23 protein-coding genes are annotated in these 24,863 nt (G+C 44.9%); 8 read left to right on the forward strand and 15 right to left on the reverse strand.

Annotation, left to right across the window (positions count from 1 at the left end; all coding sequences use genetic code 11):
- Positions 1 to 2 precede the first annotated feature (2 nt).
- The 5 genes from QUA33_RS12415 (at position 3) to QUA33_RS12435 (ending at position 5,321) form a co-directional block, all read left to right on the forward strand.
- Positions 3 to 953, forward strand: a complete 951-nt coding sequence (locus QUA33_RS12415; protein ID WP_333148845.1) for a glycosyltransferase family 10 domain-containing protein — start codon at positions 3 to 5, stop codon at positions 951 to 953.
- An 11-nt stretch (positions 954 to 964) separates the two neighbouring features.
- On the forward strand, positions 965 to 2,065 hold the full coding sequence (locus QUA33_RS12420; protein ID WP_333148846.1) for a formylglycine-generating enzyme family protein: 1,101 nt from the start codon (positions 965 to 967) through the stop codon (positions 2,063 to 2,065).
- Positions 2,066 to 2,192: 127 nt separating this feature from the next.
- Complete coding sequence (locus tag QUA33_RS12425; protein WP_333148847.1) at positions 2,193 to 3,167, forward strand: Npun_R2821/Npun_R2822 family protein; 975 nt, start codon at positions 2,193 to 2,195, stop codon at positions 3,165 to 3,167.
- A gap of 101 nt (positions 3,168 to 3,268) precedes the next feature.
- Positions 3,269 to 4,141, forward strand: coding sequence for an Npun_R2821/Npun_R2822 family protein (locus tag QUA33_RS12430; RefSeq protein ID WP_333148867.1), 873 nt, complete (start codon positions 3,269 to 3,271; stop codon positions 4,139 to 4,141).
- Positions 4,142 to 4,298: 157 nt separating this feature from the next.
- Positions 4,299 to 5,321, forward strand: coding sequence for an Npun_R2821/Npun_R2822 family protein (locus QUA33_RS12435; RefSeq protein WP_333148848.1), 1,023 nt, complete (start codon positions 4,299 to 4,301; stop codon positions 5,319 to 5,321).
- A 14-nt stretch (positions 5,322 to 5,335) separates the two neighbouring features.
- On the opposite strand, the gene QUA33_RS12440 is transcribed toward QUA33_RS12435, so the two are convergent.
- From QUA33_RS12440 to QUA33_RS12460, 5 genes are all read right to left on the reverse strand, one after another.
- Entirely contained in the window at positions 5,336 to 6,286 is a 951-nt protein-coding gene (locus QUA33_RS12440) for an NAD-dependent epimerase/dehydratase family protein (RefSeq protein ID WP_333148850.1), read from the reverse strand.
- A gap of 183 nt (positions 6,287 to 6,469) precedes the next feature.
- Positions 6,470 to 6,925 carry a hypothetical protein gene (locus QUA33_RS12445; RefSeq protein WP_445304773.1) on the reverse strand — a complete coding sequence of 152 codons (456 nt, stop codon included), beginning with the start codon at positions 6,923 to 6,925 and terminating at the stop codon, positions 6,470 to 6,472.
- A 69-nt stretch (positions 6,926 to 6,994) separates the two neighbouring features.
- Complete coding sequence (locus QUA33_RS12450; RefSeq protein WP_333148851.1) at positions 6,995 to 8,671, reverse strand: AarF/ABC1/UbiB kinase family protein; 1,677 nt, start codon at positions 8,669 to 8,671, stop codon at positions 6,995 to 6,997.
- Between the two features lie 133 nt (positions 8,672 to 8,804).
- Positions 8,805 to 8,936 (reverse strand): hypothetical protein, encoded by a 132-nt coding sequence (locus tag QUA33_RS12455; protein WP_333148852.1) that lies wholly within the window; start codon positions 8,934 to 8,936, stop codon positions 8,805 to 8,807.
- Positions 8,937 to 9,147: 211 nt separating this feature from the next.
- Entirely contained in the window at positions 9,148 to 10,305 is a 1,158-nt protein-coding gene (locus QUA33_RS12460) for a DegT/DnrJ/EryC1/StrS family aminotransferase (protein ID WP_333095051.1), read from the reverse strand.
- 127 nt (positions 10,306 to 10,432) lie between these two features.
- Between QUA33_RS12460 and QUA33_RS12465 the strand changes: the two genes are divergently transcribed.
- Positions 10,433 to 11,212 (forward strand): ABC transporter permease, encoded by a 780-nt coding sequence (locus tag QUA33_RS12465; protein ID WP_190742169.1) that lies wholly within the window; start codon positions 10,433 to 10,435, stop codon positions 11,210 to 11,212.
- 161 nt (positions 11,213 to 11,373) lie between these two features.
- Here the strand turns inward: QUA33_RS12465 and QUA33_RS12470 are convergent, their stop codons facing one another.
- The 7 genes from QUA33_RS12470 to QUA33_RS12500 all read right to left on the reverse strand — a co-directional run bounded on the left by QUA33_RS12470 (position 11,374) and on the right by QUA33_RS12500 (position 20,657).
- A complete protein-coding gene (locus QUA33_RS12470; RefSeq protein WP_333148853.1) occupies positions 11,374 to 12,150 on the reverse strand; it encodes a hypothetical protein in 777 nt (258 codons plus the stop codon).
- Complete coding sequence (locus QUA33_RS12475) at positions 12,143 to 13,279, reverse strand: AAA family ATPase (protein ID WP_333148854.1); 1,137 nt, start codon at positions 13,277 to 13,279, stop codon at positions 12,143 to 12,145. The genes QUA33_RS12470 and QUA33_RS12475 overlap by 8 nt, the downstream gene beginning before the upstream one ends.
- A gap of 161 nt (positions 13,280 to 13,440) precedes the next feature.
- Positions 13,441 to 15,330: a hypothetical protein gene (locus QUA33_RS12480; protein WP_333148855.1), complete on the reverse strand. Its 1,890-nt coding sequence runs from the start codon at positions 15,328 to 15,330 to the stop codon at positions 13,441 to 13,443.
- A gap of 159 nt (positions 15,331 to 15,489) precedes the next feature.
- On the reverse strand, positions 15,490 to 16,164 hold the full coding sequence (locus QUA33_RS12485; RefSeq protein ID WP_333148856.1) for a nitroreductase family protein: 675 nt from the start codon (positions 16,162 to 16,164) through the stop codon (positions 15,490 to 15,492).
- 165 nt (positions 16,165 to 16,329) lie between these two features.
- The gene (locus tag QUA33_RS12490) at positions 16,330 to 17,316 is read right to left on the reverse strand and encodes a GntR family transcriptional regulator (RefSeq protein ID WP_333041052.1); all 987 of its coding nucleotides are present in this window, start codon (positions 17,314 to 17,316) and stop codon (positions 16,330 to 16,332) included.
- Positions 17,317 to 17,525: 209 nt separating this feature from the next.
- Entirely contained in the window at positions 17,526 to 19,088 is a 1,563-nt protein-coding gene (locus QUA33_RS12495; RefSeq protein WP_333148857.1) for an adenylate/guanylate cyclase domain-containing protein, read from the reverse strand.
- A 180-nt stretch (positions 19,089 to 19,268) separates the two neighbouring features.
- The gene (locus QUA33_RS12500; protein WP_333148858.1) at positions 19,269 to 20,657 is read right to left on the reverse strand and encodes an aminopeptidase P family protein; all 1,389 of its coding nucleotides are present in this window, start codon (positions 20,655 to 20,657) and stop codon (positions 19,269 to 19,271) included.
- 395 nt (positions 20,658 to 21,052) lie between these two features.
- On the opposite strand from QUA33_RS12500, the gene QUA33_RS12505 reads away from it, so the two are divergent.
- The gene (locus QUA33_RS12505) at positions 21,053 to 21,496 is read left to right on the forward strand and encodes a DUF4332 domain-containing protein (RefSeq protein ID WP_333148859.1); all 444 of its coding nucleotides are present in this window, start codon (positions 21,053 to 21,055) and stop codon (positions 21,494 to 21,496) included.
- A gap of 15 nt (positions 21,497 to 21,511) precedes the next feature.
- Positions 21,512 to 21,871, forward strand: coding sequence for a Spx/MgsR family RNA polymerase-binding regulatory protein (locus QUA33_RS12510; protein ID WP_333095043.1), 360 nt, complete (start codon positions 21,512 to 21,514; stop codon positions 21,869 to 21,871).
- Between the two features lie 2 nt (positions 21,872 to 21,873).
- Here QUA33_RS12510 and QUA33_RS12515 read toward each other — a convergent pair whose 3' ends face one another.
- From QUA33_RS12515 to QUA33_RS12525, 3 genes are all read right to left on the reverse strand, one after another.
- A complete protein-coding gene (locus tag QUA33_RS12515; RefSeq protein ID WP_333095041.1) occupies positions 21,874 to 22,290 on the reverse strand; it encodes a GNAT family N-acetyltransferase in 417 nt (138 codons plus the stop codon).
- 105 nt (positions 22,291 to 22,395) lie between these two features.
- On the reverse strand, positions 22,396 to 22,995 hold the full coding sequence (locus tag QUA33_RS12520; RefSeq protein ID WP_333148860.1) for a Uma2 family endonuclease: 600 nt from the start codon (positions 22,993 to 22,995) through the stop codon (positions 22,396 to 22,398).
- A 146-nt stretch (positions 22,996 to 23,141) separates the two neighbouring features.
- Complete coding sequence (locus tag QUA33_RS12525) at positions 23,142 to 24,713, reverse strand: NAD(P)H-quinone oxidoreductase subunit N (protein ID WP_333148868.1); 1,572 nt, start codon at positions 24,711 to 24,713, stop codon at positions 23,142 to 23,144.
- Positions 24,714 to 24,863 lie beyond the last annotated feature (150 nt).

Below are 24,863 nucleotides of genomic sequence, written 5' to 3' on the forward strand. Positions count from 1 at the left end.
ATATGAACCCAAAAATCATCGGCACAATCACCACCTATCCAGGCATGAGTCAAAGCGACTGGCTGTGGCAACAAACCCCCCACAACTTCGGCAAATGGGGCAACATTCAAATGTTAGCGAATCACCCAGAACCAGACTTTTTACTCATGTATCAATTCGACTTTCCCCGATCGCCCAAAAAGCAGTCATGGCTCGACAAAATTCGCCGCCCAAGCCCCCAAAACCCAGAAGAGGACATTCGAGAAAAATTGCGCGGTGTCCCCAAGGAACGCATAATTTACCTGATCCGCGAGCCACCATTACCAGAAGTTATTGAAATTACCAAAGCCAACTACGAACAAGCCAAACTTTATTGCGGTTACGTTTCCGGGCCAGACGACTTCGCCCCAAAACCAGATTATATGCCCGCGATTTGGTATCACTCTAACTCGTTTCGAGAACTCGATGAAATGCCTGCGCCGCCAAAAACTAAATCCTGTTCTTGGATAACTTCAGGTGTTAGCCGCAGCGCCAATCACCGCCACAGATTAGATTTTATCAAATTGCTGCGATCGCAAGAATTGGATTTTGACCTTTACGGGCGAAACTTGCCAACTTGGGCGCGCGGAAACGGCACTGTAAACAATAAATGGCACGCCGTGGCACCATACTATTACAACTTAGCTATTGAAAATTATGCCGAAAACGATTGGTATGTCAGCGAGAAGCTTTGGGATGCTTTGTTAGCTTGGTGTTTGCCAATTTATTACGGCGGTTCGGCGGCGGATAAATTGTTGCCTGCGGGGAGTTTTCTGCGGCTGCCCAGTCTGGATGAGAAAGGAGTAGAATTTATTAAAGAGGTTGTGGCTACTGCGGATTATTGGCATGAAGCGAGGGATAAAATTGCCGAAGCCAGACAAATCATTCTCCATGAATTGAACTTGCTTAATTGGCTGTCTAAGTTTGTATCTTAGGAAATAGGGCAATGACAGAAAACCAAAATCAACCCAAAAAATACGATGCCGTCAAGGGCGGTGAATCTCAATTGCCATTCGCTGCGGCTGTTTTAGGCGGGATTCCCGGCGTTAAGAGTCGTTTGGCTTCACCGATTGTCGAGGTAAAAATTGCTGCGCTGTCTGAAGCAATCAGATATGGAGATGTTGGTTTAGATTTGATCGTTGGGGCACTGCAAGATGAATCGCTGCAGGTGAAGTTGGCAGCCTTTTTGGTACTGAAGGATAGAGATGAACCAAATATAAAAAAGCAGTTACAAAAATATTTTCCTACTTTTGACTTTGATGCGATAACAGTAAATGCTAAAGGAAAAGAAAACAGTCGCTGCCGTTATTATGCTCACTTCTTCGCCGAAGACTTGGGGAATGGAGTTGTGCTGGAAATGGTTTATATTGCCGGAGGCACATTTATGATGGGTTCGCCTAACAGTGAACAAGGACGATATGATTACGAAAATCCGCACCATCTAGTCACGGTACCGGCTTTTTTTGCAGGCAAATACCCCATCACCCAAGCACAGTGGGAAGCAGTAATGGGAAACAACCCATCGGGTTTCAAAGGGGAAAAACGTTGTGTAGAAAATGTATCGTGGGATGATGCCGTCGAATTCTGTGCCAAAGTCTCGCAAAAAAACGGGAAAAAATATCGCCTCCTGAGTGAAGCAGAATGGGAATACGCCTGTCGTGCGAAAACCACAACCGAATTTCATTTTGGAGAAAACATTACCCCGGATTTAGTCAATTATCACGGATACTACCCCTACGCAAACGCTCCCAAAGGACTTTCCCGTAAAGAAACAACCAATGTCGGGAGATTTCCCCCCAATGCCTTTGGACTGTACGATATGCACGGCAATGTTTGGGAATGGTGCAGCGATAGGTGGCACGAAAACTATAACGGCGCACCAACTGACGGAAGTTGCTGGGAAACGGGCACATCTGAATACCGTATGCTGCGTGGCGGTTCCTGGGACAACTATGCGGTCAATTGTCGCAGTGCCGATCGTAACTGGCTTTCGGCGGGCGGTCGCCGCAGGAAGATCGGTTTTCGCGTAGCTGCGGATTTGGCGTAGTCTCCGGTTTTCGGTTCTGTGCTGCGGTCACCCGGACTCGCCCTTTTCTGTTCTTTTACCCTTTAAATGATTCGGCGGTGGAAATCGCAACTACATAAACCAAGTCCGCCTTCGCGAGACTATAGATATGAACGGAATTTGCACGCTAGCCAACGATACAGTTTACGACCAACTAATTGCCTTGCTCAACAGTATTGAAATTATCTTAGGCTCAAATATTTCCGTCTGTATTTATCCTTTCGACGAGCAAATCGAGCAAATCAAAGCTGAAATAGTCAACCGTCCCAACGTCTTTGTTTATGAAGATAACGCATCTATTCAGCTATGGGATAAATTCATGCAAGCAGCCGCACCAGAGCGTTTGAACCGCAAAAAATTTCGGCTTTACGGCGCACACCGGCGCTTTTGCGCTTTCGACGGCCCGTTTGAAAAGTTTATCTATATGGATGCGGATACTTTGGTGATGAATTCCCTGGATGCGGTTTTTCAGAAGTTAGAGGAATCGGATTTTGTGGTTTATGATTTTCAATTTCGCGACCCAACTAAAGTATACAATATTCAGTCGCCAAAACTCCTAGAAGTTTTTGAGCAAAATCGGATCGACTCGGAAATATTTTGTTCGGGATTTTACGCCAGCAAGCAAGGATTGTTTGAGCAAAATACTAGGAAATGGCTGTTAGATCAACTGGAATCGGGCGAGGCGGAAATTCTCTATGAAGGTGCTGGAGAACAGCCGTTGCTCAATTATATGGTGATGAAAACGGGGATGAATAGCTATAATTTTGCTTGCAGTCTCCCGGATGGCGAAAAAACTGGGTGCAGCGTCACTTCTAAACATTTTGAAGAGCAAGATCGGATTTTGTACGACAATGGAAACCGACTTACTTACATTCATTATATTGGTGTGCCGCCGGATTTAATTCGGAGAGTTTGTGCGGGCGAAAATATTGAGTTTCCCTATCGCGATTTGTTCCTGCATTACCGCTATCTCCGCGAACCGTCCAAGCAGCCGATTTTTGCCCAAGCGCCAAAGTCTTATACTGAGGTTTCTGGGGCGAATTTGTTAACCAGGGTATTGAGAAGGTTGAGGATAAATGTTTGATGTAGTTGGGATTTTTTTTTAATGATTAAACCGCAGAGTACGCAGAGAACGCAGAGTTAGAGAAGAGAGAGATGAATTATTCTGATGTTAATGGATTTGATGTGAGTCGCGGTATTTATATTGTGGCGAATGATAAGGTGATGGAAAGTGCGATCGCCCTTTTAAACAGCATACGTCTGTACAATTGTCAAGTACCTGTTTTTCTGATTCCCTTCGACGACAATTATCAGCAAGTGGCAGCCGCACTCAGCCGTCTCCACGGGGTGCGATTGTTCCCAAATCTGGAGTTTGTGGAACAGTTTACCAGAGAAATTGGCCAAATGTTCGATCGCAACTTTTTAGCCCTCCCCAACAAAATGCGAAAACTCGCCGCCTGGTTTGGCCCGCTTGATGAATTTCTGTACATCGATACCGATATCATCGTCTTTGAAGACATCGCAGCCAACCTCAACAAACTATCAGAGGTAGACTTTTTTTGCTGCGACTACCACTACCTCAGCGAAAAACTGCGAAATGTATTTTCACCTGCTGTAAAAGAACAAAATATCTTTACAGACTCACAGCTTCAAGATGTATTTAACAGCGGTTTTTGGGCTTCCAGAAAAGAAACTATTACAGAATCGCAAATGTATGAAATTTTGCGAGAATGTTCGCAGCATCGAGAATATTTCGACTTTACTCAAAATGTCACAGACCAACCTATACTAAATTATATCATTCTTAAACTGATTCTCAAGCGCTGCAATCTTGTTAAAGATTCAGCAACCGAACCGGGAAGCTGGGCTGGTTCCAAGCATTTTCAGGAAATAAATTATGTTCTTTATGACAAAGGCAAAAGGTTAAAATATCTTCACTGGGCTGGAATCCCGATTAAATCTGGTAGCCCTTATTGGAAACTTTGGAAACATTATCGTTATCTCAATGAGGAACAGCCAAATTTAGTGCAAAAAATATTTCTTGCTTTCAGTAGGTGAGGATAAAATCATATGTTCTATCATTGTCAACAAGCTTTGAAGAACAGGCCAGATGCCTGTTCCACAATCAATAAATTTTATTTCTTGTGGTGTGGGCATCTTGCGCGCACCTAAAAAGCAATATATATGTGCTGGGTTACTTATTAACTAAAATCCGATGACTGATGGCATTTATGTTCTAGCAAACGATGTTGTTTTTGACCACTTAGTCGCTTTATTGAACAGTCTCGAAGTCAATGGGGCCAAAGATATTCCAGTTTGCATCATTCCCTATGATGATAACTTGAAAAAAGTGCGATCGCACATTTCCCGCCTACACAATGTCACCCTGTTTGAAAATACCGATTCAATCATTTTCTGGGAAGACTTTGCAACTCAAGTTTGGAAAACTCATGCAAAAGCTCAAAAAGTTTGGCAATCTAAAGGTTTGAAACCTGTTCAATGTTTGGAAATGCACCGAAAATTATGTTGTTTCGACGGCCCTTTTGATAAATTTATCTATTTTGACGCAGACACTCTGTTAATGGGTTCTCTAGAATACATTTATCAAAAGCTTGATGATTTTGATTGGGTAGCAAACGATTTTCAATACAAATCCGACCTCAATTATATATTTGATTTGTCCTCCCCAAAATTACCTCAAATTTTAAAATTGGATGAACTGCAATCTCATACTTTTTGTGCGGGTTGGTTTGCGTCAAAACTAGGGGTTTTAAATAGAAATAATTGCTATCAACTTTTAGAAAAATTAACATCAGGAGAAGCGGAAATTATGTCTTTACGGGGCGCTGACCAATCTTTACTTAACTATTTAGTCGCCCGCAGCAATATCTCTTTTTACAACTTTGCATATGCTGAACCCGAACAGGTAACGGGAAATCATTGGTCTTCTCAATTTGAGGTGATAGATTATGTTCTATATGACAAAGGGCGACGATTGACTTACTTGCACTACATGAGTATTTCGGCTGCAAAGTTTACTCGATTGTGTGCTGGCGAAGATGTTGAGATTCCCTACCGAGACGTATTTCTCCACTATCGCTATTTGAATTCGCCGGAAACACAGCCAAAACTCGCGCCTCCAAATTTGTTGGTTCGCTTGGGGAGAAATCTCAAAACTTGGGGAATTAGAAAAATTAACAATTTTCAATTTAAGCTGCGGAATTTCTGGGATAGATAGCATCTAACTGTACTCTAACTGTACAAAGACTGAATCCACTCCCATTCGCGCCTTAAGCCTTCTTCTAAAGCAACCTGCGGCTGATAACCTAAGATTTTCTTGGCTTTAGACACATCCGCGCTAGTGTGCCGCGCGTCTCCCCTCGCAGCTTCGCTAAAATCTATCCGAATAGGTCGATCGACAATTCTCTCTATTGTATCAATAACTTCTCTCAAAACTACCCGACTTCCCCCACCAATATTAAAAACTTCTCCCGCAGCTTCTGGAACCTCAGCCGCCGCTAAATTCGCCGCCACGCAATCGCTGATAAACGTAAAATCCCGCGTTTGCAATCCGTCGCCGAAAATTGAAATAGCCTCGTCAAACAAAATCGACTTAAAAAACTTGTGAAAAGCCATATCGGGGCGCTGTCTGGGCCCGTAAACGGTAAAATAGCGCAGCGAAGTAGTCGGAAGGCCAAAATTTTTGTAATAAAGCCCGCACAAACGTTCACCGGCTAATTTCGTAATTCCGTAGGGAGAAACCGGGTGCGGACAAGCATTTTCATTCGTGGGAAAAGATTCAGCATTACCGTAAATAGAAGAAGAAGAAGCATAGACAAACTTTTGCAAGTTTGGCGCATCTTTAGCCGCTTCTAACAATACTTGAGTGCTGTTAATATTCCGTTCTGTATAGCTGCGAAAACCGTCGCCCCAGCTAGCACGAACTCCTGCTTGCGCCGCCTGATGAAATATTACCTTAACATCGGATAAAAGACCTTGCCAATTTAGAGACAAAATATCGCCTTCCACCAATTCAAACCCCGGATACTTTTCAAATCGTGCAATATTCTTGCGCTTGAGAGCCGGGTCGTAATAATCGTTGAACTCATCAACACCGATAACCGTGTCCCCTCTATTTAAAAGAGTTTCTACTAAGTTAGAGCCAATAAATCCCGCCGCACCCGTAACAATAACAATACTCATTAGATTTTAGATTTTAGATTTTAGATTTTAAAAATTTTACAGTAATTATTGCATAAGTTGTCATATTCTTCTTTCTCTTTCTCTTCCTCTGCGTTCTCTGCGTTTCAAAAAACATCAAATAGGATAATCTTAGAGAACTATCAACCCCCTTCTTTCTGATAAAAAGAGGTTGATAGTTAACTTTCATTGTTCAAAAGAATCTAAATCCAGCGCTTGGGAACCTCCGCGTTCTAACTCGATCAAAAGCTTACCCAACTGAGTCCAAACTAGCCAGCCTGTGAGTAGCGTCAGTGGCAAAGCTAGGGCATAAGAAAGTAGTTTTGGGAAGCCAAAAATCTCCATTCCAGAAGCTAAAAATACGCAAATACCGCCAGCCATTCCCAGAAAAGGTATGACCAATTGCAGCCTTGGCAGGTTAGCCAAGGTGCGAGTAGAACGATTTTTAGACCACTGTTGTACGGATTGTTTGAGAGTTGCTTCAAATGCTACACCGGAGGCCATCCCTGCTAGCAGTCCAGCCGACATTAAAAAATAGGGAGGTTCTGGAAAATAATACACGAATAATTCCTTAATTTGGGTAATTTGGGTAATTGGGAATTGGGAGTAGGTAATTGAGAATTGGGAATTGGGAATCGGCAAAAGTAGAATTATTTTTCTTTCTTCTTCCCTCTTCCTTCTTCCTTCTTCCCTCTTCCTTCTTCCTTCTAATTAAAACCGAGTTAGCGCCGCTGCTCCTGCTGTGGAAAACTCCGTCAAAGCGCCTAGAGCAACGTTGAACAGGCGACCGGGCTGCAAATCTTCCTTGACTAAGTTCCACAGGCTGCGAACTTCTTCGGTGTGGATTCGATCGTCCTCAATCAAAGCTAACATTAGCTGGCGTCTCAAAAACGACCCTTCCTCTGACAGCAAAAATTGCAAGCCTAGTTGTGCTGTGGGGAGCAAGTCGAAACTGCGATCGGATCGAGCGATCGCGATCATGTCCTCTAACCTGTTCCACTGGAATTTGCCATCTTTGAATAATACCTCAATCAGACGCCGCCGCAGTGCCGGAGATTCTCCGTTCAACAAACGCCGCGCTACATAAGGATACGCCACCTCGACTATCTTGAAATTCGGATTCAGCGTCAGGGCCAAACCTTCTTCTGTCACCAGAGAGCGAATAATTAAGGCAAATTTCGCCGGCACCCGGAAAGGATAATCGTACATCAACTCCGAAAACTGGTCTGTAATCGTCTTGAAGTTAAAATCTGACACCTTTTCGCCGACGATATCACCGAGTACAGATTCCAGCGCCGGAACGATCGGCATAATATCTGTATCTGGTGTCAAAAAGCCCAGTTTGACAAAATCCTTAGCTAACTCTAAGTAATCTTTGTTGATCAAATGAACGACAGAATCAACCAAAGTTTCTTTAGTTGTTTCTTCCATCTGATCCATCATCCCAAAATCAATGTAAGCCATGCGGCCGTCCGCTAAGGCAAACAGATTTCCCGGATGGGGGTCAGCATGAAAAAATCCGTGTTCCAGCAACTGCCGCAAACCGCTGCGGACTCCGACTTCAATTAAACTATCGGTATCCAAACCTGCGGCTTTAACACTTGCCATATCTGTCAGCTTGATGCCGTCAATCCATTCGAGAGTCAGAACGCAATTTGAAGTATAGCGCCAGTAAATGCTCGGAACTTTTACTGTCGGGTCGTCGGCAAAATTTGTAGCAAATTTCTCCGCGTTGCGTCCTTCATTGATATAATCAATTTCCTCGAACAATTTGATACCGAATTCATCGACTATTAAACAAAGGTCGTGACCGAGATTCAGCGGCAGCAACGGGCCCAACCATCCAGCGGCCCAGCGCATTAAGTAAAGGTCAAGGCTCAAGACTGGCAGCAAATTCGGTCGCTGCACCTTGACTGCTACTGCTTCCCCGGTGAGGAGGCGAGCTCGGTAGACTTGACCGAGACTTGCCGCGGCGACAGGTTCGGGGGAGATTTCGCTGTAGGTTTCGCTAATTTGGCGATCGAGTTCTGCTTCAATAATCTCGAAAGCGCGCACGGAGTCAAACGGCGGCAATTGATCCTGAAGTTTGATCAATTCTTCGAGAAAGTCTTTGCGGATCAAATCCGGTCTGGTAGAAAGGGCTTGGCCGACTTTAATGAAAGTGGGACCCAAGCGAGTGAGTATTTGTCGCAGGTGGGCGGCCCGTTCCGGCTGGTGTGCTGCGACTTCGTGCTGCCAACTGTCCCACAGCATCCCCAGAACGAAGCCTGCAAAAGACCAAATAACGGTAATTGCGCGCCAAATTGCTTTCCAAGGACGGTTGCGGTAATATTGAGCGATCGCTTGTGGATCGTAGCGTCTAGCCTGAGTGAATTGATACTGAGGCACTCGTTTATTTTCCTCTTATCTTATGAAAATTACAGGTTAAATTGAGAATTGGGCATCGGGCATCGGGCATCGGAAACCAGAAATCCGGCATTGGGCCTAAAAGCATCGGGGATTGAAAGTCGAAAGTTAAAAGTTAAAATCTTATTCCTTCTTTCTTCCTTCTTCCCTCTTCCCTCTTCCTGACATCCGTTACATCCGTTACATCCGTTACATCCGTTACAGAATCCGTTGCCGAACTTCCTTCTTCATCATTGACCGATCGCATTTCAAGTTTTAGGCGAGCGGAAAATGCACCCGTTCGAGGCGGATTGCTAGCCTAAATTTGTTTCTTTTCATTAAATATAGTACATAAAAGTACAAGTGATCGGTCAAAATACTTAACAGCTCTCCCTGAACCCTGCACATTCTCACAGCACTGCAACCCTGCAATTCTTTTCTCCTCCTGCATTTCCCTCGCTGACGCCATCGCGCCAAAGCTACCGGATGCGATCGGCCTTTGCCAAGCAATCTTTCAGCCCATAAATCGTCCGCTCTTGTTGATCCCTCGACAGTTCCGGAAACATCGGCAAAGACAAGACTTCGCGACAAACTTGCTCAGCCTTTGGCAACTGACCTGCTTGATAACCCAAAGATTTGTAAACAGGTTGCAGGTGCAAAGGTAACGGATAGTAAACCATCGAACCGATGCCACATTCCTGCAACTGAGCTCGCATCCAATCTCGAAAATCGCCAGAGGGATTTTGCGCCTCTTCTGGACTTGTCAGCCGGATCGTGTATTGATTCCAAACTCCTTTTGCTTCCGGCAACTCTTTGGGGACGGCAACTCCGGGCACGCGGGAGAGAAATTCGCTGTAAAGTGCCGCTTTCTCCTGCCGCTGCGCGTTCCAACTGTCGAGATACCGCAATTTAATGCTGAGAATCACCGCTTGCAGGGCATCTAAACGGCTGTTGTACCCGATTTCTTCGTAGAAATATCTAGAAGACTGTCCGTGTTCTTTGAGCACTCGCATCGAAGCTGCGAGGGCAGGATCGTTTGTCGTCACCGCGCCACCGTCACCGCAAGCGCCTAAATTTTTGGTCGGATAAAAACTGAAGCAGCCGACATGACCGATGCTGCCAACTTTTCGAGACTGCCACTCGGCCCCGACAGACTGGGCGCAATCTTCAATTACGGCTAAGTTGTGCCGAGTCGCAATTTCCATCAACCGAGTCATGTCTACCGGTTGGCCGAAGATGTGCACTGGCATAATTGCCTTGGTTTTGTCGGTAATTGCCGCCTCCAGGAGTTCGACATCCAGATTAAAAGTCTCGCTGTCAATATCGACAAATACTGGAGTTGCACCGACGGCGCTAATTGTCTCAGCCGAAGCAAAAAAGGTAAAAGGAGTGGTAATCACTTCATCGCCGGGGCCAATTTTGAGAGCACGCAAAGCCAAAATCAGGGCATCGGTGCCGGAGTTGCAGCCAACGCACTCGGAAACTCCGGTGTAGTCGGCGAACTCTCGTTCAAAACTCTTCACGGCCGGGCCGCCTACGTAGCCGCCAGAGGCAAGCACTTTTTGCACCGCAGCGGTTATCTCGTCGCCAATCTGGGCGTATTGGCGGGTTAAGTCGAGGGGGGGAACATTATTCACTCTTCACACCATAAATTTCAAGCATTATCAAAGCAAATTCTTGCAGCAAAACTGTTTCTCAGAAACCTTTATTGCAATATCTTATATTTGGACAGGCAAACAATCACATTATCGAAAGGGTGGGCCGGTGTTAATTCTGCTAGATTTTACAGATTTGGGTTGGGCTTTGGGGATGGTGGCGATCGCGATCGGGCTTTCGGCGTGGCAGGGATTGGGGCTGGAGGGGGCGATCGCGATCGCGGCAGGGCGCACCCTAATCCAGCTAATTTTAGTCGGATACGTGCTCGCAGTCGTATTTGACCCGGAGGGGAAAAATCCTTGGCTGGTTTTAGCAGTTTTAGCAATCATGCTGACAACAGCTAGCATGGTTGCCAGCAACCGCATCAGCAAAAAAATCAAGAACTTACTGCCCTTAGTTTGGGGTTCAATTTTTATCAGTACGGCTTTGACTCTCGCCTATACAAACTTGCTAATTTTGCAACCTGACCCTTGGTACGAACCGCAATACCTGATTCCTTTAGCGGGTATGATTTTGGGCAATGCCATGAACTCCGGGGCGATCGCCGGCGAAAGACTTGTCAGTACAGTTAATAGCAGCCAGTTAGAAATAGAAACCCATTTAAGTTTAGGTTCGACGCCGCAGCAAGCAGTAAAACAATACCGCAAAGACGCGATCAAAGCTGGATTAATCCCCCTCTTAAATACAATGACGGTGGTAGGAATCGTAACTTTACCCGGAATGATGACAGGTCAAATGCTGAGCGGTGTCAGTCCTCTCGATGCAGCATCTTACCAGATTTTAATTATGTTTGTGTTAGCGCTGGCAACTGTAATCGCAACTCTGCTGTTGACTGAGGGATTGTCCCGGAAGTTTTTTAATCAAGATGCACAATTGATAAAATGGTAATTGGGAATTGGTAATTGTAGATGTAAATTGATTATGATTACCGAGGGGCGGGTTCACCAATATCTCCCACACAAATGATAAATATCATAAACCCGCCCCGCCCGTGACTTTATCGACCACAAGATCCGGTGGGGGCAGGTTTAGGGAATATCGGGCTGATCTTACTCAGCAGCTCCAATAATTGGAATTAATCGTTCCTCGATTTCATCAATATAGGCTGTTAAGCCTGTATAAACACCTTTTTTTCGTAGAAATTCCAGAGGCGTGTCTTCCCAGCACTGTTGTTCGCGTTCCATCTTGCCACCTGTTAGCTTTTCGACAACAACTTTAGGATTTCTAATGCGATCGGGTTCTGTCAAGGAGTTAGATCGCAGCCTGTGTGACTCTTCGCAAGGATTAAACGTCAATTCGGTCGTTATCTCTTGAAGAATTTGTTTTTCCTCTTGATTAGATGGAATAAACCCATTCAACACCCAAGCTTCCCGCATTCGCTCGGCTGTACCAATAATAATTGCTAATTTAGGTTGTCGATCGATGTGTTCTGAACGCGCTTGCTCGATCCCTTGTCTTCGTTCAGGTTGATTATCTAGATCGCGGATTAGGAGAACTGCTTCAATCTGTCGTGTTTTTTGAATAAATCGTACTAAATTCAGAATTTTTATAGCTGCTGCACCATCAGCTTTTAATGCTCCATCTTTACGATGACCTAAATACCTTGGAGGACGGAATCCTAAGCTTTGTTGGAAATTATCTATAATTTGATTAATATTTTTCCAGCAAGAATTCTCTGTGCCAGCTTCTAAACCACTCCATTGAACTAGATGTTGCAGCATCTCAGGTTCTAACCAATCAATTTTTTCTACTAAAATGCGATCGGCTAATTTAGTAGCGGTTAGTGCATCTGCGCTACTTTCCACAATCACCACAAACTCAATCATTTATTTCTCCTGCAACCACCCAATCTTCTCCCTCCGCATCCCAGAATTCTCCGGTGGTTAAAGTTTGTTTTGCCCATTCTACATCAGGATGTTCATCCAATCGTTTGCAACGAGTCACACCTGAATTGTTGTTACTTAATACGTGGACTTGAGAAGGAATAAGTTCATCCACAATGTAAGGAGAATGGGTAGAAAAAATAATTTGCAGATTGCTGTTGTCTAGAAGAATTTCTTTTAAAACAGCGATTAAGTCTCGTTGCGCTTTGGGATGGAGTCCCTGTTCAACATCATCTAGTAACACTAAGTTAGGTTGATTGGGATTCATCAAAACAGTCAGTAATCCGAGAGCGAGCATTGTTCCTTCGCTAATGGCATGGGCTGGTATACGCTTACCATTATTCATGTCTAAGACAACTTCTTTCCCTACAATTTCCTGACTTTCTTCGTAGGAGATAGATTTGCCATCGACTTCGATTAAGCGTTGGCGATTGACCATAACTTTAGCTCGCCTTACCCCTACCTCGCGTACATTTGGTACAATCCGTTTCAACATTTTCTCTAAAGATTGAAATTTATCTGGATCTTCGTCACGAAGATAGTCTAAGGTAGGTGCTAACCCTGAACCATCGAACTCAACTCGCGGTGTAATTGCATCACTGTAAGCTGCTTTAGCAAGATTACTGGCTACGAGTTTTAGGTGAACTGCGTATCTCAAAGATTGCTGAATTGGCTCTGGAGTATCCATTAAGGAATCTATTGACTCTCCTTTCCTATTTTCCTGATTTTGAGCGGAATTCCATAATGCTCTAAAACTCCACTCCTGAGTAACGGCTTGTCTCCATTCATAGGAAGCTTCCCAATCATTTAGATATGGGTTTTTCCAAAAACCAATTGCAGTAACCGACATATTATCTTGCCCAATTGTTGTAATAAATTGAGGCTCTTTTTCATGCTGAAAAATATTGAACCAGGGTGAATTAGCAAGCCGACTGAGATAATGCAATGCTTGCAACACTGATGTTTTACCCGAACTGTTTTGTCCTACCAGTGCGTGTAGGCGTGAACTATCTAAACTAAGTTCTGTATCTTTATGACTTTTGAAGTTATGAAGTTTGACCTTTTCTAGCATTTGATGGCTAACATCCTTTTATAGAGTTTGATTGCCAAAATTGTAGCGTGTGTTCTAAGTTCTTAGCGCGCATTTAATTGTAACAATCATGTTTCTTGAAACAATGAGTGGGGCGTTGCTTCTAGCCCGCCCCAAAAACTAAAATTAAATGCCGTAACAGCTTACTTCGGTTCGTGACTCCCAATCCGCTTGCCTTCGCTATCGTACACCTGCATCGGGATTTTGGCGTTTTCGGCGATCGCCTCCAAAGCTTTTTGCAATGTTTGAACGTGCTTTTCTACAGCTTGACGAGTCTTCACAGCATTGTTGTTGTTCGCTTGGATGAAGGTTTGTTGCAGTTTCTGCACGTAACCTGGAGTCATCTGCACCGCAATCAAATCTTTGCTAACAGTATAGTCGCAAATCTTGGGGTTGCCTTTGCAAGTTTTATCTAAATCGGTGCGGGCTTTTTGCAGGTTTCTTTCTTCCTGCAACCTTACTTCTGCTTGCTGCAAGGAAGTTTTGTAGGAAGCGATCAGCGGTTGGGCTTTCTGAGAATAGGAAGTTGCCGCCGGCACTTGCTCCGCGTAACTCAAAGCTCTCCGCCAGGATTCAGATGCTTTAAACCAGGCGTTTTTGCCTTCAAAAATTTGAGCTTCCGCTGCTAAAGTCACAGCTTGAGTATACGCATTTTCCGAAATTCCTTCGACATTTTTGCGTTCGCGAGCTTCTGAAAGTTTGGTTTCGTATTTGGGAACTAGCAGTTTAGCTTGTTGGTAAGATGTCGTGCTCGTGGGAATTGCTGATAGGATGTCGAGGGATTCTTCCCAACCTGATTGCACTTGAGCCCAAGTCTCGGCTGTCTGAGCTACTGCTTCGCGAGCTTCTGCTATTTGGGCCGTATTTTTTGCGGCGAGCAGCGTTTTTTCGGCTTGTTTCTCTGTGCTTAACTGCCGATTTCCAGTTGCTAAATTCTTCCGGTATTCTTTTGACTTTTTCTGAGCAAATGGATAAACTGGGCTGTCTGGGGGGATTTCTCCGAGTTCGGCGATCGCACTTTGCCACAGAGCTTGCGCTTCCTGACCGTCCTCGGCAGAATAAGGCGGATTTTGGGTTTTCTTGGCTGCTGACTGTGCGAGGCGCGCTGCATCGATCGCAGAGTTTAAATTCTGATTTTGCTTCCGGTAGTTTTCCAGGGCGCTTTGAGCTTCACCGCGATGAATTGACCAAGAGGGAATCGGTTCCAAAAGGGCGATCGCCTGTTTTAACTGTCGCTGCGCTTCTTGGGGGCTGTTGGCAACTTTTGAAGTTTTTAGCGTCTTCGTCGAATTATCGCTCAACTGTTTGGCATTAGCTAAAGCACTACATCCTCCGATGACGCAGGGGCGGCTCAGCATATAATAACCGCCTGCCAAAACTAGCGCGGCGACACTGATGATTCCTGCAGCAGCCAGCATCGCAAACGGTGAATGCTTGGGTTTTTGGGCAACTGTTACCGCTTCCATATCCAGCGGATTGAAGGGATTGTCTGCAATATCTGTCGGTATGGCAGCTACTTTAAAGGCGATCGGATCGGAATTGCTGGAACTCTCAGACAAATTGGGAAAATATTCTTCATCCCACGCATCTTTCCCATCCGTTTCTAACGGTATCTCCTCCTCTACATCCGCCGTCTGAGCCACATTTTCTGTTAATACTATCCCGGTTTCTGCTGCGGGGGCATTCTCTGTTTTTTTGAACAACTGCACTGTTTTTGGTCTTGACAAAACAGGGTTGTGCATGGTAAAAGAATGGAAAGCATAAGGCTGTTTTTGCCCGGTAATTTTTAGGCAAAGTCCAATCTGTTGAATAGATTCTGGTTCTATTTCGAGAATTGCTGCTTCTAGCACCGCAAAAGTCGGTTTGGCTTTGAGAACTAAACTGCGCGGGTGTTCTCCCACAACAGTTAAAGATTCATCTCGAAAATCACAACTAATATAAAGCGGTAAGTTTTTAAATCCGGCAGCTTGCAAGTGTTGCTGCAATTTTACTTCGAGAATTTGGGCGTTGCTTTGTCGCGTTGCTACTGTCATATTTTCTCCTCTGTCTTATCTCACCACTTTCGATTTTAGATTGTGAATTTTAGATTTTAGATTGCAGAACTTTCGGGATTTTTGATTGGTTTGAACTTTGGCATCGATTCATTCCAAGCCTTAACTCTTAAAATTCAAGTTGCAACAAAATCTTAACTCTCAAATCTCAGCTTGCAAAGCCTGACCATAACTTTCGCTGTAATAAACTTGAGTTACCTCAAAACGTCCGCCATATTGTTTGAAAGGTTCTGCTGCATAACCAAGTGGCAGCAAACAGCAAACATCTACTTCTTCGGGAATTTGAAAGGCTTCTTTCACCTTAGCGCTGACAAAACCTTCCATCGGACAACTGTCTACCCCAAAACTTTTAGCTGCAATCATTAAGTGGGCTACTGCGAGCATTGTATGCCTGTTTGTCCAAGCTTCTAGGGAGTCGAAGCAGGGACGGTTCTCGAACAATTGCGGAATTGCTTGTCGCATATAACCGGCTAAATTGTCATTCATTGCCCCTGTGGCTTTGCCCAATTCGATGACGGCTTCGGTGTTTTTGGACCCGGCGGCGCGTCGATCGCCACAACAGATTAATACTACTGGGGCTTCTACCACTTGGCGCTGATCGAAGGCGCAAGCTTTTAATTTTTGTTTGCTGGCTGGGTCTTGAAGTACGATAAACCGCCAAGGCTGCAAATTGTAACCAGAGGGCGATCGCACTCCCAACCGCAAAATCTCTGCCAATATTGCTGGGGGAATCGGATCTGGTTTGAAGCTGCGGGCGGCGCGGCGGCTTTCGATCGCCGTTTTAACATTAATTGAAGGTTGGATTTCAATTGTCATAGATAATTGGTAATTGGTAATTGGGCATTGGGCATTGGGCATTGGCCAAACAGGGAATTGGGATTGGGGCATTGGGCATTGGGATTGGTAACTTAAAAAAGTTGAATTGTTTTTCTTCCTTCTTCCTTCTTCCCTCTTCCTTCTTCCTTCTTCCTTCTTCCTTCGTCACCCCAAGCCCAACTCGCGCTTGAGCAAATTAATCGACTTAGATCCGATGTAATTTTCGGAGCATATCAGTTGCGGGGGACGAATAATATCTTCTCTAGCCGCATTGATGGCAGCTTTTACTGTAGCAAAACTCGGTTGGTCGCAAAAAATTGTTCTGGCCGATCGCACGATCGAGTTAATCTTGTACTCGTCCGACACCAAGGCCGTCATCACCAGCAAATCCTCTCCCCGGATGCTGTGGATGATGACTTCGGTCGATCGCAGCATTCCCGGACTCAGGCTGACGAGACCCAAATAACTGTCTTTCGGCAAACCCCCCACTAACTGGATTTCCTGGCTGTAGTCGTAGATGTCTACGGGAATAACTCGCACCGAACGCGGTGCCGAAATCGATTCTGCTTCTCCGATAAAATATCGACTCGTGATCACAGTTCCCGAAGAAATTTGATCCAAAAAAGTACCTAGCTGTTCCATCGGGACTAACTGTATGGGAATGCGAAGAGCTTGTTCGAGTTCTTTCGCCATCAGTTCACCCACGCCGATGTCTTCTGTAGGGGCTGTGACGACCACGCGGGCGCTGCACCTGAGCCGCCAGTCAATTTCGGCCAAAAATAATTCCCTCGCTTGGTTGAGCGTACAGCCCTGTTCCAGCAGTTTATCGATACTTCCTTGCACTATTTTGTTGGCAAGGGGATATTCTTCGAGGATCGGAGATTTGTGTTTGTTGCCTACAACTTCGTTGCCTTGAGCGCGGACGTAAATGCCGGATCCTGCTTGCGCTTCTACGAGTCCGGTATTTTCGAGCTGGCGGTATACTTTGCTGATGGTGTTGCGGTGCAAACCTGTCTGCATGGCTAGCTGTCTGGTGCTGGGCAAGCGGTGTCCGGGCGGAAATTGTCGCGAGGCGATCGCGAACCTGATTTGATTGAATAGTTGGGTGGATGCTGGAATATCGCTATCTGTTTGAATATGAAATTGAACCATTATTAAAGGCTCCGACGACTTCAACTTAGTATTTTTATAACGTCGAGTACCGCGCCTAGGATTGCTCCGATATCTCTGTCTATAGCATAATCTTATTTGGTTGATCTGCAGCAGCCGTTCTGCCACAGGGCGATCGCGCCGAAGAGGCGATTAATCGCAGCCTCCGGAGTTTCCCTCAACAATCAGGTACTTTCCAGTCTTAGTTTTATTTACTCTGAGATTTTGAGCTCGCTTGCTATTTTTCTACCCATCAGCAAATAAGTCTGCATTTCCCCTTTACCTTTAATCTCGATCTCGCCACGATCTTCAAATTCATATTTATCCTGGAGCAGCTCATAAGTATAGTGGCTGACTTGAATGCGACCTGTTATGCCGTGAGATTCCATGCGGCTGGCTGTATTCACCGCATTTCCCCACAAATCGTAAATGAATTTTTTAGTGCCGATTACCCCCGCTACCACCGGCCCGCTATTAATCCCGATGCGGAGGTCAAATTTCGCGTCTAGCTTCACATTTAATTCCTTAATTGCTGCTAGCATATCCAGCGCCATTTCGGCGATCGCCTCTGCGTGGTCTGGACGTTCAATGGGAATACCGGCTGCGACCATGTAAGCATCCCCGATCGTCTTGATTTTTTCTAAGCCGTGCTTCTCACTCAGTTGGTCAAAAGCTGAGAAAATTTCATTCAGTAAGTATACTAATTTAGTGGCGGACATAGTAGTAGAAATCTGGGTAAAATTCACCAAGTCAGCAAAAAGAATTGTTGCTTTTTCAAACTTGTCTGCTATTACCCCCGGTTTAGACTTCAACCTGTGGGCGATCGGTTCTGGCAAAATATTTAGCAGTAAACTTTCAGTTTTTTTCTGTTCTTTCCTGAGTGCAGATTCCATCTGCCTGCGCTTAGTTATGTCATGAAAAAACACAGAAATGCCGTCGTGAGAAGGAAAAACCCGGACTTCCAGCCACACTTTTAAGGGACGATAATATTTTTCAAAAGCCACTCCAATTTGTTTGGCTACAGCTTCATGATACTCTTTATAAAAATCAGAATTCACGAATTCTGGAAACTCTTCCCAAAAATTTTTACCGTAAAGTTCTTCCTGGGAGCGCTTCAAAAATTGCGATCCTTTGTAATTGACGTAAGTAAATCGCCACTGCGTGTCAAAAGCAAAAAAAGCATCGCTCATTCCTTCTAAAAAATTGACAATTTGCTCGTCTGTAGAACGGAGTTTTTCTTCTACTTGTTTGTTCTTGATCTGTGCGCGCTTTAATTTAGTCAGATTGATTCGCAACTCCATGTGGTTGATAATTTGCCGTCCTAAAGTCCGCAGCGCTTCTAGCTGTTGTGGGGTGAGATTACGAGGAATTGTATCTATCGCGCACAAAGTGCCGATCGGATAACCGTCAGGAGTTACTAGCGGCGCGCCAGCATAAAACCGAATATTTGGATTGGAAGTTACTAGCGGATTGGCGGCAAAGCGATCGTCATCTAAAGCATTGGGTACAACTAGCAATTGGTTGGGATTTAAAATAGCGTGGGCGCAAAAAGCTGACTCTCTCGGAGTTTCTGGCGCTTCCAGACCGACTTTTGATTTAAACCACTGTCTGTTAGAATCTATTAAGCTTACTAAAGCAATAGGAGTGCCGCAAATATACGAGGCTAAAGCTGTGAGATCGTCAAAAGCTGCTTCGGCCTCTGTATCTAGAATGTCGTAGCGATGAAGTGCTTCTAGCCTCTCTTCTTCGTTGCTGGGCAAAGGTGCAGCTTGCATCGGAGGTCGCGAGGATATAGGTTTACGAACCATGCGTGGAAGTATGAGTGCTGCGAATTTTCTGACTTGCGAGACCACTTTTTTAACTAATATCAAAAGATTTCTTGACCAACCTTTATTCATCTTTATCTTTTTTCACACCTGATGGAACTGCGTATGTGCGATCGAACTCGGCTCTACTTACGTATTTACCGCAACTAACTCCTCAATCTCCGGAGCTTTTGTGGGCAATTCGCCTGTCAATACTTCTCTACCCTTTTCGCTGACAAGTATATCATCTTCTATGCGTATCCCCCGCACATCTGCAAATTTTTCCAACTCCTCCCAGTTAACAAAATCTTCATATTTGGCACGGTTTTCTGGGTTATTTAAGATGGCCGGAACTTGATAAAATCCCGGTTCGATCGATACCAGCATTCCCGGACGCAAAACTCTATTCAGCCGCAAAAATCCCAACCCAAACCGACTGCTTCTGGTTCTTCCTTCTTCATAGCCAGCCAAATCTCCTAAATCTTCCATATCGTGAACATCCAAACCGATTAAATGTCCGATACCGTGTACAAAAAATAGCGCGTGAGCATCCATTTCTACCAAATCTTCAACATTGCCCCGCAAGATTCCCAAATCAACCAATCCTTCTGCCATAATTCGAGCAGCTAACAGATGAATGTCTTGATATTCCACCCCCGGACTAACTCGATCGATACAAGCATCGTGTGCTGCCAAAACTACATCATAAATTGCTCTTTGAGTCGGAGAAAACTTGCCAGAAACCGGCCAAGTGCGACTCACATCAGCCGCCCATCCCGTGGATGTTTCCGCACCGACATCTGCTAACAGCAAATCTCCGGCTTGTAGGGGATTGTGATAATGTTCGCTGTGCAGCACTTCTCCATGCACAGTCACGATACTAGGATAGGCATAGGTCATATTTTTGGAGATGATGACACTTTCCATTGCAGCGCGCACCCCTGCTTCAATTTGAGCATTTCGAGTGGCCGCCATTCCCGCTTTGTGAGCTTCTACGGTGACAGCCGCAGCTTGACGCAATTCGGCCAAACTGGCTGCATCGTGGCTCAGGCGCAGAGATACGATCGCCTGAGTTAATTCTAGGTCGATTCCGGTTGGCGAGTTGGGCGGTGCCAGAGGGCGATCTAGAATTTGAGACTGTTGCAACTGAGTCCAAGAATCCTGAATAGCGATCGTTGCTGCATTGATCGATCGGGCTTTCAATTCGGCCATTGGGAAAGCAGCATCAGCCCCAATTAGTTCGGCAATTTCTGCTCTTTTCGGCATTTCTCCGTGCCAAAGAGTGCTGCTAGCAGGTGCGTCATCTAAGAACAATTCTAATTTCCCCGACTCTAAGCGAATGGCAGCATTTTCTAAGGGCAAACCAGCAAAATATAGAAAGTGACTGCTGGCACGAAAGGGATAAGTAAGTGCCGGATAATTGCGAGGAATGCTGCGCCCCGACCATAAAATTACCGGAAAATTAATTAAACGAGCCAGTTTTTGCCGCCGTTGGTGTAGAGTATTAGTTAACAAATCATAACCTTCTGTAATTTTCATGGGTAGAAACCGATAAGTTTGAGTTGGGTTTGCAGTCAGGGAAAGTTTTTGCATTCTCAGCATTAAAGCGCTAAAATTCAGACTGCCAACTTGGCAGACATTTTTGAGAAAACTCTCATCTTTATCTGATTTTTTGCTATCATTTATAGGCTGTCTTTTTTATAGTCTTTGTCGTCATCGCCGGGATGATTGGGTTAAGCAGTAAGCCTGAACCACAGTCAGGAAAAACAGGCTAAAAGTGCTACTTTGCAGGCAATTAACAGAAATGTCACAACATCCGCAATTAGTCAAATTCCTTGGTCGGGTTTTTGTTGATTGGGTGACGCGATCGATCGCCTCTATTGACTGTTTGATATTTTAGACTTTAAAGTATAAGTAAAGTTCACTGAAAAAACATGAAAATTTCTCCCAAAGTTCCTCAAACTTCAGCGCAAGTACGCGATTGGCCGATCGCACACTTACCGGGATTGAGCAAGGAAAACCAATCTCAACTGGAAGAGTGCAGCATCACCACAACCGGACAACTAATTCGCATGACGAAAACACCGGCTGCGAAAATGTTGCTAGCCCATCAATTACAGATTAACATTCAATATGTTAATAAATGGGTAGCGATGGCAAATTTGGCTCGAATTCCAAGTGTAGGGTGTCAGTATTGCGGGCTGTTACTGCACGCGGGCGTTGCTTCGCCGGCTCAATTGGCTGAAATGCCCGTGGAGAGATTACACCAACAAGTTTTAAGGCTGCACGTAGCGACAATGCAGCGCAATGACTTGACTCCTTCAGTCGATCGCGTGCAAAAATGGGTTCAACAAGCTAGATTAGTCAGTAGTCATTAGTTAGTAGTCATTATTATGTCAATTCAAGTTTACGGAATCCCGAACTGCGGAACCTGCAAAAAAGCTTTCCACTGGCTCAAAGATAGCGATGTGAATTACGAGTTCATTAACACCAAAGAACAGCCGCCGACTCGCGAAACAATTCAAAACTGGGTAGCTGCTTTGGGTTTTCAACCCATGCGAAATACTTCCGGTCAATCTTACCGCGCTTTGGGCGATGACAAGAAAAATTGGACTAGCGAACAGTGGGTAGAGGCTTTTGCAAAGGATGCGATGCTGCTGAAACGTCCTCTTTTCGTTAAAGATGGAACGGCTGTTTTAGTAGGTTTCAAAGAAGATGTAATTCGAGAAAAATTGGGGATTTCAAGGGGCTGAGTTCAGCCTGTTGTTCGCCGCATAAACTTCATTTCGCCCACATCATCTGTGAAACCCCAACGCTCGTAAAACGGCATCATGTTCGGCAAACAATTAAGAGCGAAACTCTCCACTGCTTGCAGTTCGCGATGATTTAACACTGCATCCATCAACACCTTACCCAGTCCACATTTTCTGTGTGTCGGCTTGACAATCACATCAAAAATCATGGCTCTGTAGACAAAATCGGTAATGACTCGGGTAAAGCCAATTAGCCGATCGCACTCATCGACCAAACCAATGGTAACATCAGTAGAAGCCAGCATTTTCAGAACATCCTCCCGCCTCCGCTTGTCGCTCCAAAACTCGTTTTTATACAAATCCATCAAGTCGGAAACCTGGTTTTCGGTAAAAGTTTCGACAATTCGGTAGTTATCCATATCTTCCCTCATAAAAATTAGAAGACTAAAGTCCTTACCACCAACCAAATTATTATTATTTTACCGTTACCAAGCTAGACATTGCATCACCCCACAGCATGAATTTTATTGCTGCACTTCTGTTTCCGGGCTTTCAAATACAACCAGCTCATAAATATCGAGCATCGACATTTGCACTTCCACTGAAGCGAAGGAAACTATTGCTGATTCCCCCTCATATTCCCGAAACAACCATTCCTTTGATTCGGTTTTAATATATTGTGCGACTAAAAACTCAGATTGATTGACTAACACATATTCACGGAATTCAGGGATCGATCGATAAAACCGAAACTTATCCTCCCGATCGAAATCCTTGGTAGACTTAGAAAGCACTTCCACAATCAGCGCAGGATTGAGTATTTCATCTTTCCGTCCCTCTGTGCAAACTAATTCTCCTTCAACTACCATCACATCTGGATAAGTCCCGCGTCTATACCGAGGAATCCACAACCGCAAATCGCTCATAAATGGTCGGGCATTCTTTCTCCGCAAAGCAGATTTTAATAACGCATAAATATTACCGATTATCTGGGTGTGATTAATACTGACACCACTCATTTGTACAATTTCTCCATCGCGGTATTCATTTCTAAACTCAGCAGTTTCCTCTAAATCCCGGTACTCATCTGGAGTATAAAACTTTGCCTTACTTTGTACTAACATTGTTGCCTCTGTACTAACTTTTATCTGCGTTAATCTGGTGGCTACATCTGCGGTTAAAAATCCTAATTAACAGTATATCACAACAAAAAAAAAACGCCCAACTTCAAAGAGTCAGGCGTTTTCCACTATTTCAAAACCAGGAAAAATCAATCCCGGCGAGACACCAAATTCGATTCGATTTTCGCACCCACAACAGGTTGCACATGACTCAATGCCGACTGCAACATGGGAGTTTTGGTAATAGCATCATTTGCCAAATTAAACAAAGGATTCGATAAAATTCCCGCCAAAGTTGTCGCCACCAAAGTGAGTACAACGCTGACTTGCAAAGGCCGCATTCCCTGAAGGTTCCAGCGAACTTCGGGATAATTTTTTACCGCGTCTGACATTTCTTGAGGTTCTTTTACTACCATCATCTTGACAACGCGGATGTAGTAGTAAATCGAAACTACGCTGGTAACTAATCCCAGAATAACTAAGCCGTAAAGTCCTGCTTGCCAGCCGGCCCAGAACAGATAGATTTTGCCGAAAAATCCAGCCAGGGGCGGAATTCCACCGAGAGAAAGCAGGCAAATACTTAAGGCTAAAGTTAACAGCGGATCTTTTTGGTACAAACCCGAATATTCGCTAATTTGGTCGGTTCCAGTCCGCAGCGAGAACAAGATGATGCAGGCGAAAGCACCCAAGTTCATAAACAGGTAAACCAACAGATAAAATATCATGCTGGAGTAACCGGCTTCTGTTCCTGCAATCAAACCCAGCATTACAAAACCGGCTTGGGCGATCGACGAATAAGCCAAAAGCCGCTTCATGCTAGTCTGGGCGAGGGCAACCACATTTCCTAACACCATGCTGAGAATGGCTAAGGCCGTGAACACGAAGTGCCACTGTTCGGTAAGTGCGGGGAAAGCACTTGTTAACAAGCGGATTGCTAGGGCAAAACCGGCTGCTTTGGAACCGACAGAAAGGAAGGCAACAACGGGTGTAGGAGAACCTTCGTAAACGTCAGGAGTCCATTGGTGGAAGGGAACCGCAGAGATTTTGAAGGCGATTCCGGCGATCGCAAAAACCAAAGCAATCACCAAACCGAGAGATTGACCTTCATTCACAGTAGAAAGGTTAGCCGCGATCGCACTTAACTTCGTTTCGCCGCCAGACAACCCGTACAGCAGCGAAATCCCGTAGAGAAACACCGCCGAAGAAGAAGCCCCAATTAACAAATATTTCAAAGCAGCTTCATTGGAACGCGGGTCGCGTTTTGTGTAACCTGTCAGCAAATAAGACGAGATACTCAGAGTTTCCAACGAAATAAAAATCATCACCAATTCATCAGCGCCGCTGAGGAACATTCCCCCCAAAGTAGCGGTTAGTAAAATGCCGATGAATTCCGCTAAAGCAGTACCAGTTTGCAGTACATAGCGGACGGATATCAAAATAGTGACAGCCGCACTCAAAGCGATAATTCCGCGAAACACTAAACTCAAGGCATCGCTGTTAAAACCGCCCAGAAACGAGATGGTATCCGTGTTATCCCACTGCAAACACAAGGCAGCGACGGCGGCCAGCAAACCCGCAACGGCAACGTAGGGAGTCCAACCCGAGGAACTGCGGCCTACGATTAAATCGCCGACGAGAACCACCAAGAGGGTGATGATGACAATTCCCTCTGGCAAGATAGTTCCAGCATTTAGCTGGGCAGCAAGAGTAGCAAAATCCATATTTTCAGGCAGGTTGGGTAGTACAAGCCGCAAAGGCTGTAATGGGCTGTGAACTTGTAAAAATTCTTTACCAAACACAGATTGTAGCGGATTACAGCTTCGCGATCCCAGTTGGGCGGGTGTTTGTTGCCGAGGAGTGGATACTCGGTA

This window comes from Microcoleus sp. Pol14D4 (genome assembly GCF_036701245.1).
GTDB lineage: Bacteria > Cyanobacteriota > Cyanobacteriia > Cyanobacteriales > Microcoleaceae > Microcoleus.

Bases quoted from the DNA above. Each gene is read 5' to 3' on its own strand.
- QUA33_RS12415 (WP_333148845.1), top strand. From the start codon at position 3: ATGAACCCAAAAATCATCGGCACAATCACCACCTATCCAGGCATGAGT.
- QUA33_RS12420 (WP_333148846.1), top strand. From the start codon at position 965: ATGACAGAAAACCAAAATCAACCCAAAAAATACGATGCCGTCAAGGGC.
- QUA33_RS12425 (WP_333148847.1), top strand. From the start codon at position 2,193: ATGAACGGAATTTGCACGCTAGCCAACGATACAGTTTACGACCAACTA.
- QUA33_RS12435 (WP_333148848.1), top strand. From the start codon at position 4,299: ATGACTGATGGCATTTATGTTCTAGCAAACGATGTTGTTTTTGACCAC.
- QUA33_RS12440 (WP_333148850.1), bottom strand. From the start codon at position 6,286: ATGAGTATTGTTATTGTTACGGGTGCGGCGGGATTTATTGGCTCTAAC.
- QUA33_RS12455 (WP_333148852.1), bottom strand. From the start codon at position 8,936: ATGCGATCGGTCAATGATGAAGAAGGAAGTTCGGCAACGGATTCTGTA.
- QUA33_RS12470 (WP_333148853.1), bottom strand. From the start codon at position 12,150: ATGATTGAGTTTGTGGTGATTGTGGAAAGTAGCGCAGATGCACTAACC.
- QUA33_RS12475 (WP_333148854.1), bottom strand. From the start codon at position 13,279: ATGCTAGAAAAGGTCAAACTTCATAACTTCAAAAGTCATAAAGATACA.
- QUA33_RS12480 (WP_333148855.1), bottom strand. From the start codon at position 15,330: ATGACAGTAGCAACGCGACAAAGCAACGCCCAAATTCTCGAAGTAAAA.
- QUA33_RS12485 (WP_333148856.1), bottom strand. From the start codon at position 16,164: ATGACAATTGAAATCCAACCTTCAATTAATGTTAAAACGGCGATCGAA.
- QUA33_RS12490 (WP_333041052.1), bottom strand. From the start codon at position 17,316: ATGGTTCAATTTCATATTCAAACAGATAGCGATATTCCAGCATCCACC.
- QUA33_RS12495 (WP_333148857.1), bottom strand. From the start codon at position 19,088: ATGCAAGCTGCACCTTTGCCCAGCAACGAAGAAGAGAGGCTAGAAGCA.
- QUA33_RS12500 (WP_333148858.1), bottom strand. From the start codon at position 20,657: ATGAAAATTACAGAAGGTTATGATTTGTTAACTAATACTCTACACCAA.
- QUA33_RS12505 (WP_333148859.1), top strand. From the start codon at position 21,053: ATGAAAATTTCTCCCAAAGTTCCTCAAACTTCAGCGCAAGTACGCGAT.
- QUA33_RS12510 (WP_333095043.1), top strand. From the start codon at position 21,512: ATGTCAATTCAAGTTTACGGAATCCCGAACTGCGGAACCTGCAAAAAA.
- QUA33_RS12515 (WP_333095041.1), bottom strand. From the start codon at position 22,290: ATGGATAACTACCGAATTGTCGAAACTTTTACCGAAAACCAGGTTTCC.
- QUA33_RS12520 (WP_333148860.1), bottom strand. From the start codon at position 22,995: ATGTTAGTACAAAGTAAGGCAAAGTTTTATACTCCAGATGAGTACCGG.
- QUA33_RS12525 (WP_333148868.1), bottom strand. From the start codon at position 24,713: ATGGATTTTGCTACTCTTGCTGCCCAGCTAAATGCTGGAACTATCTTG.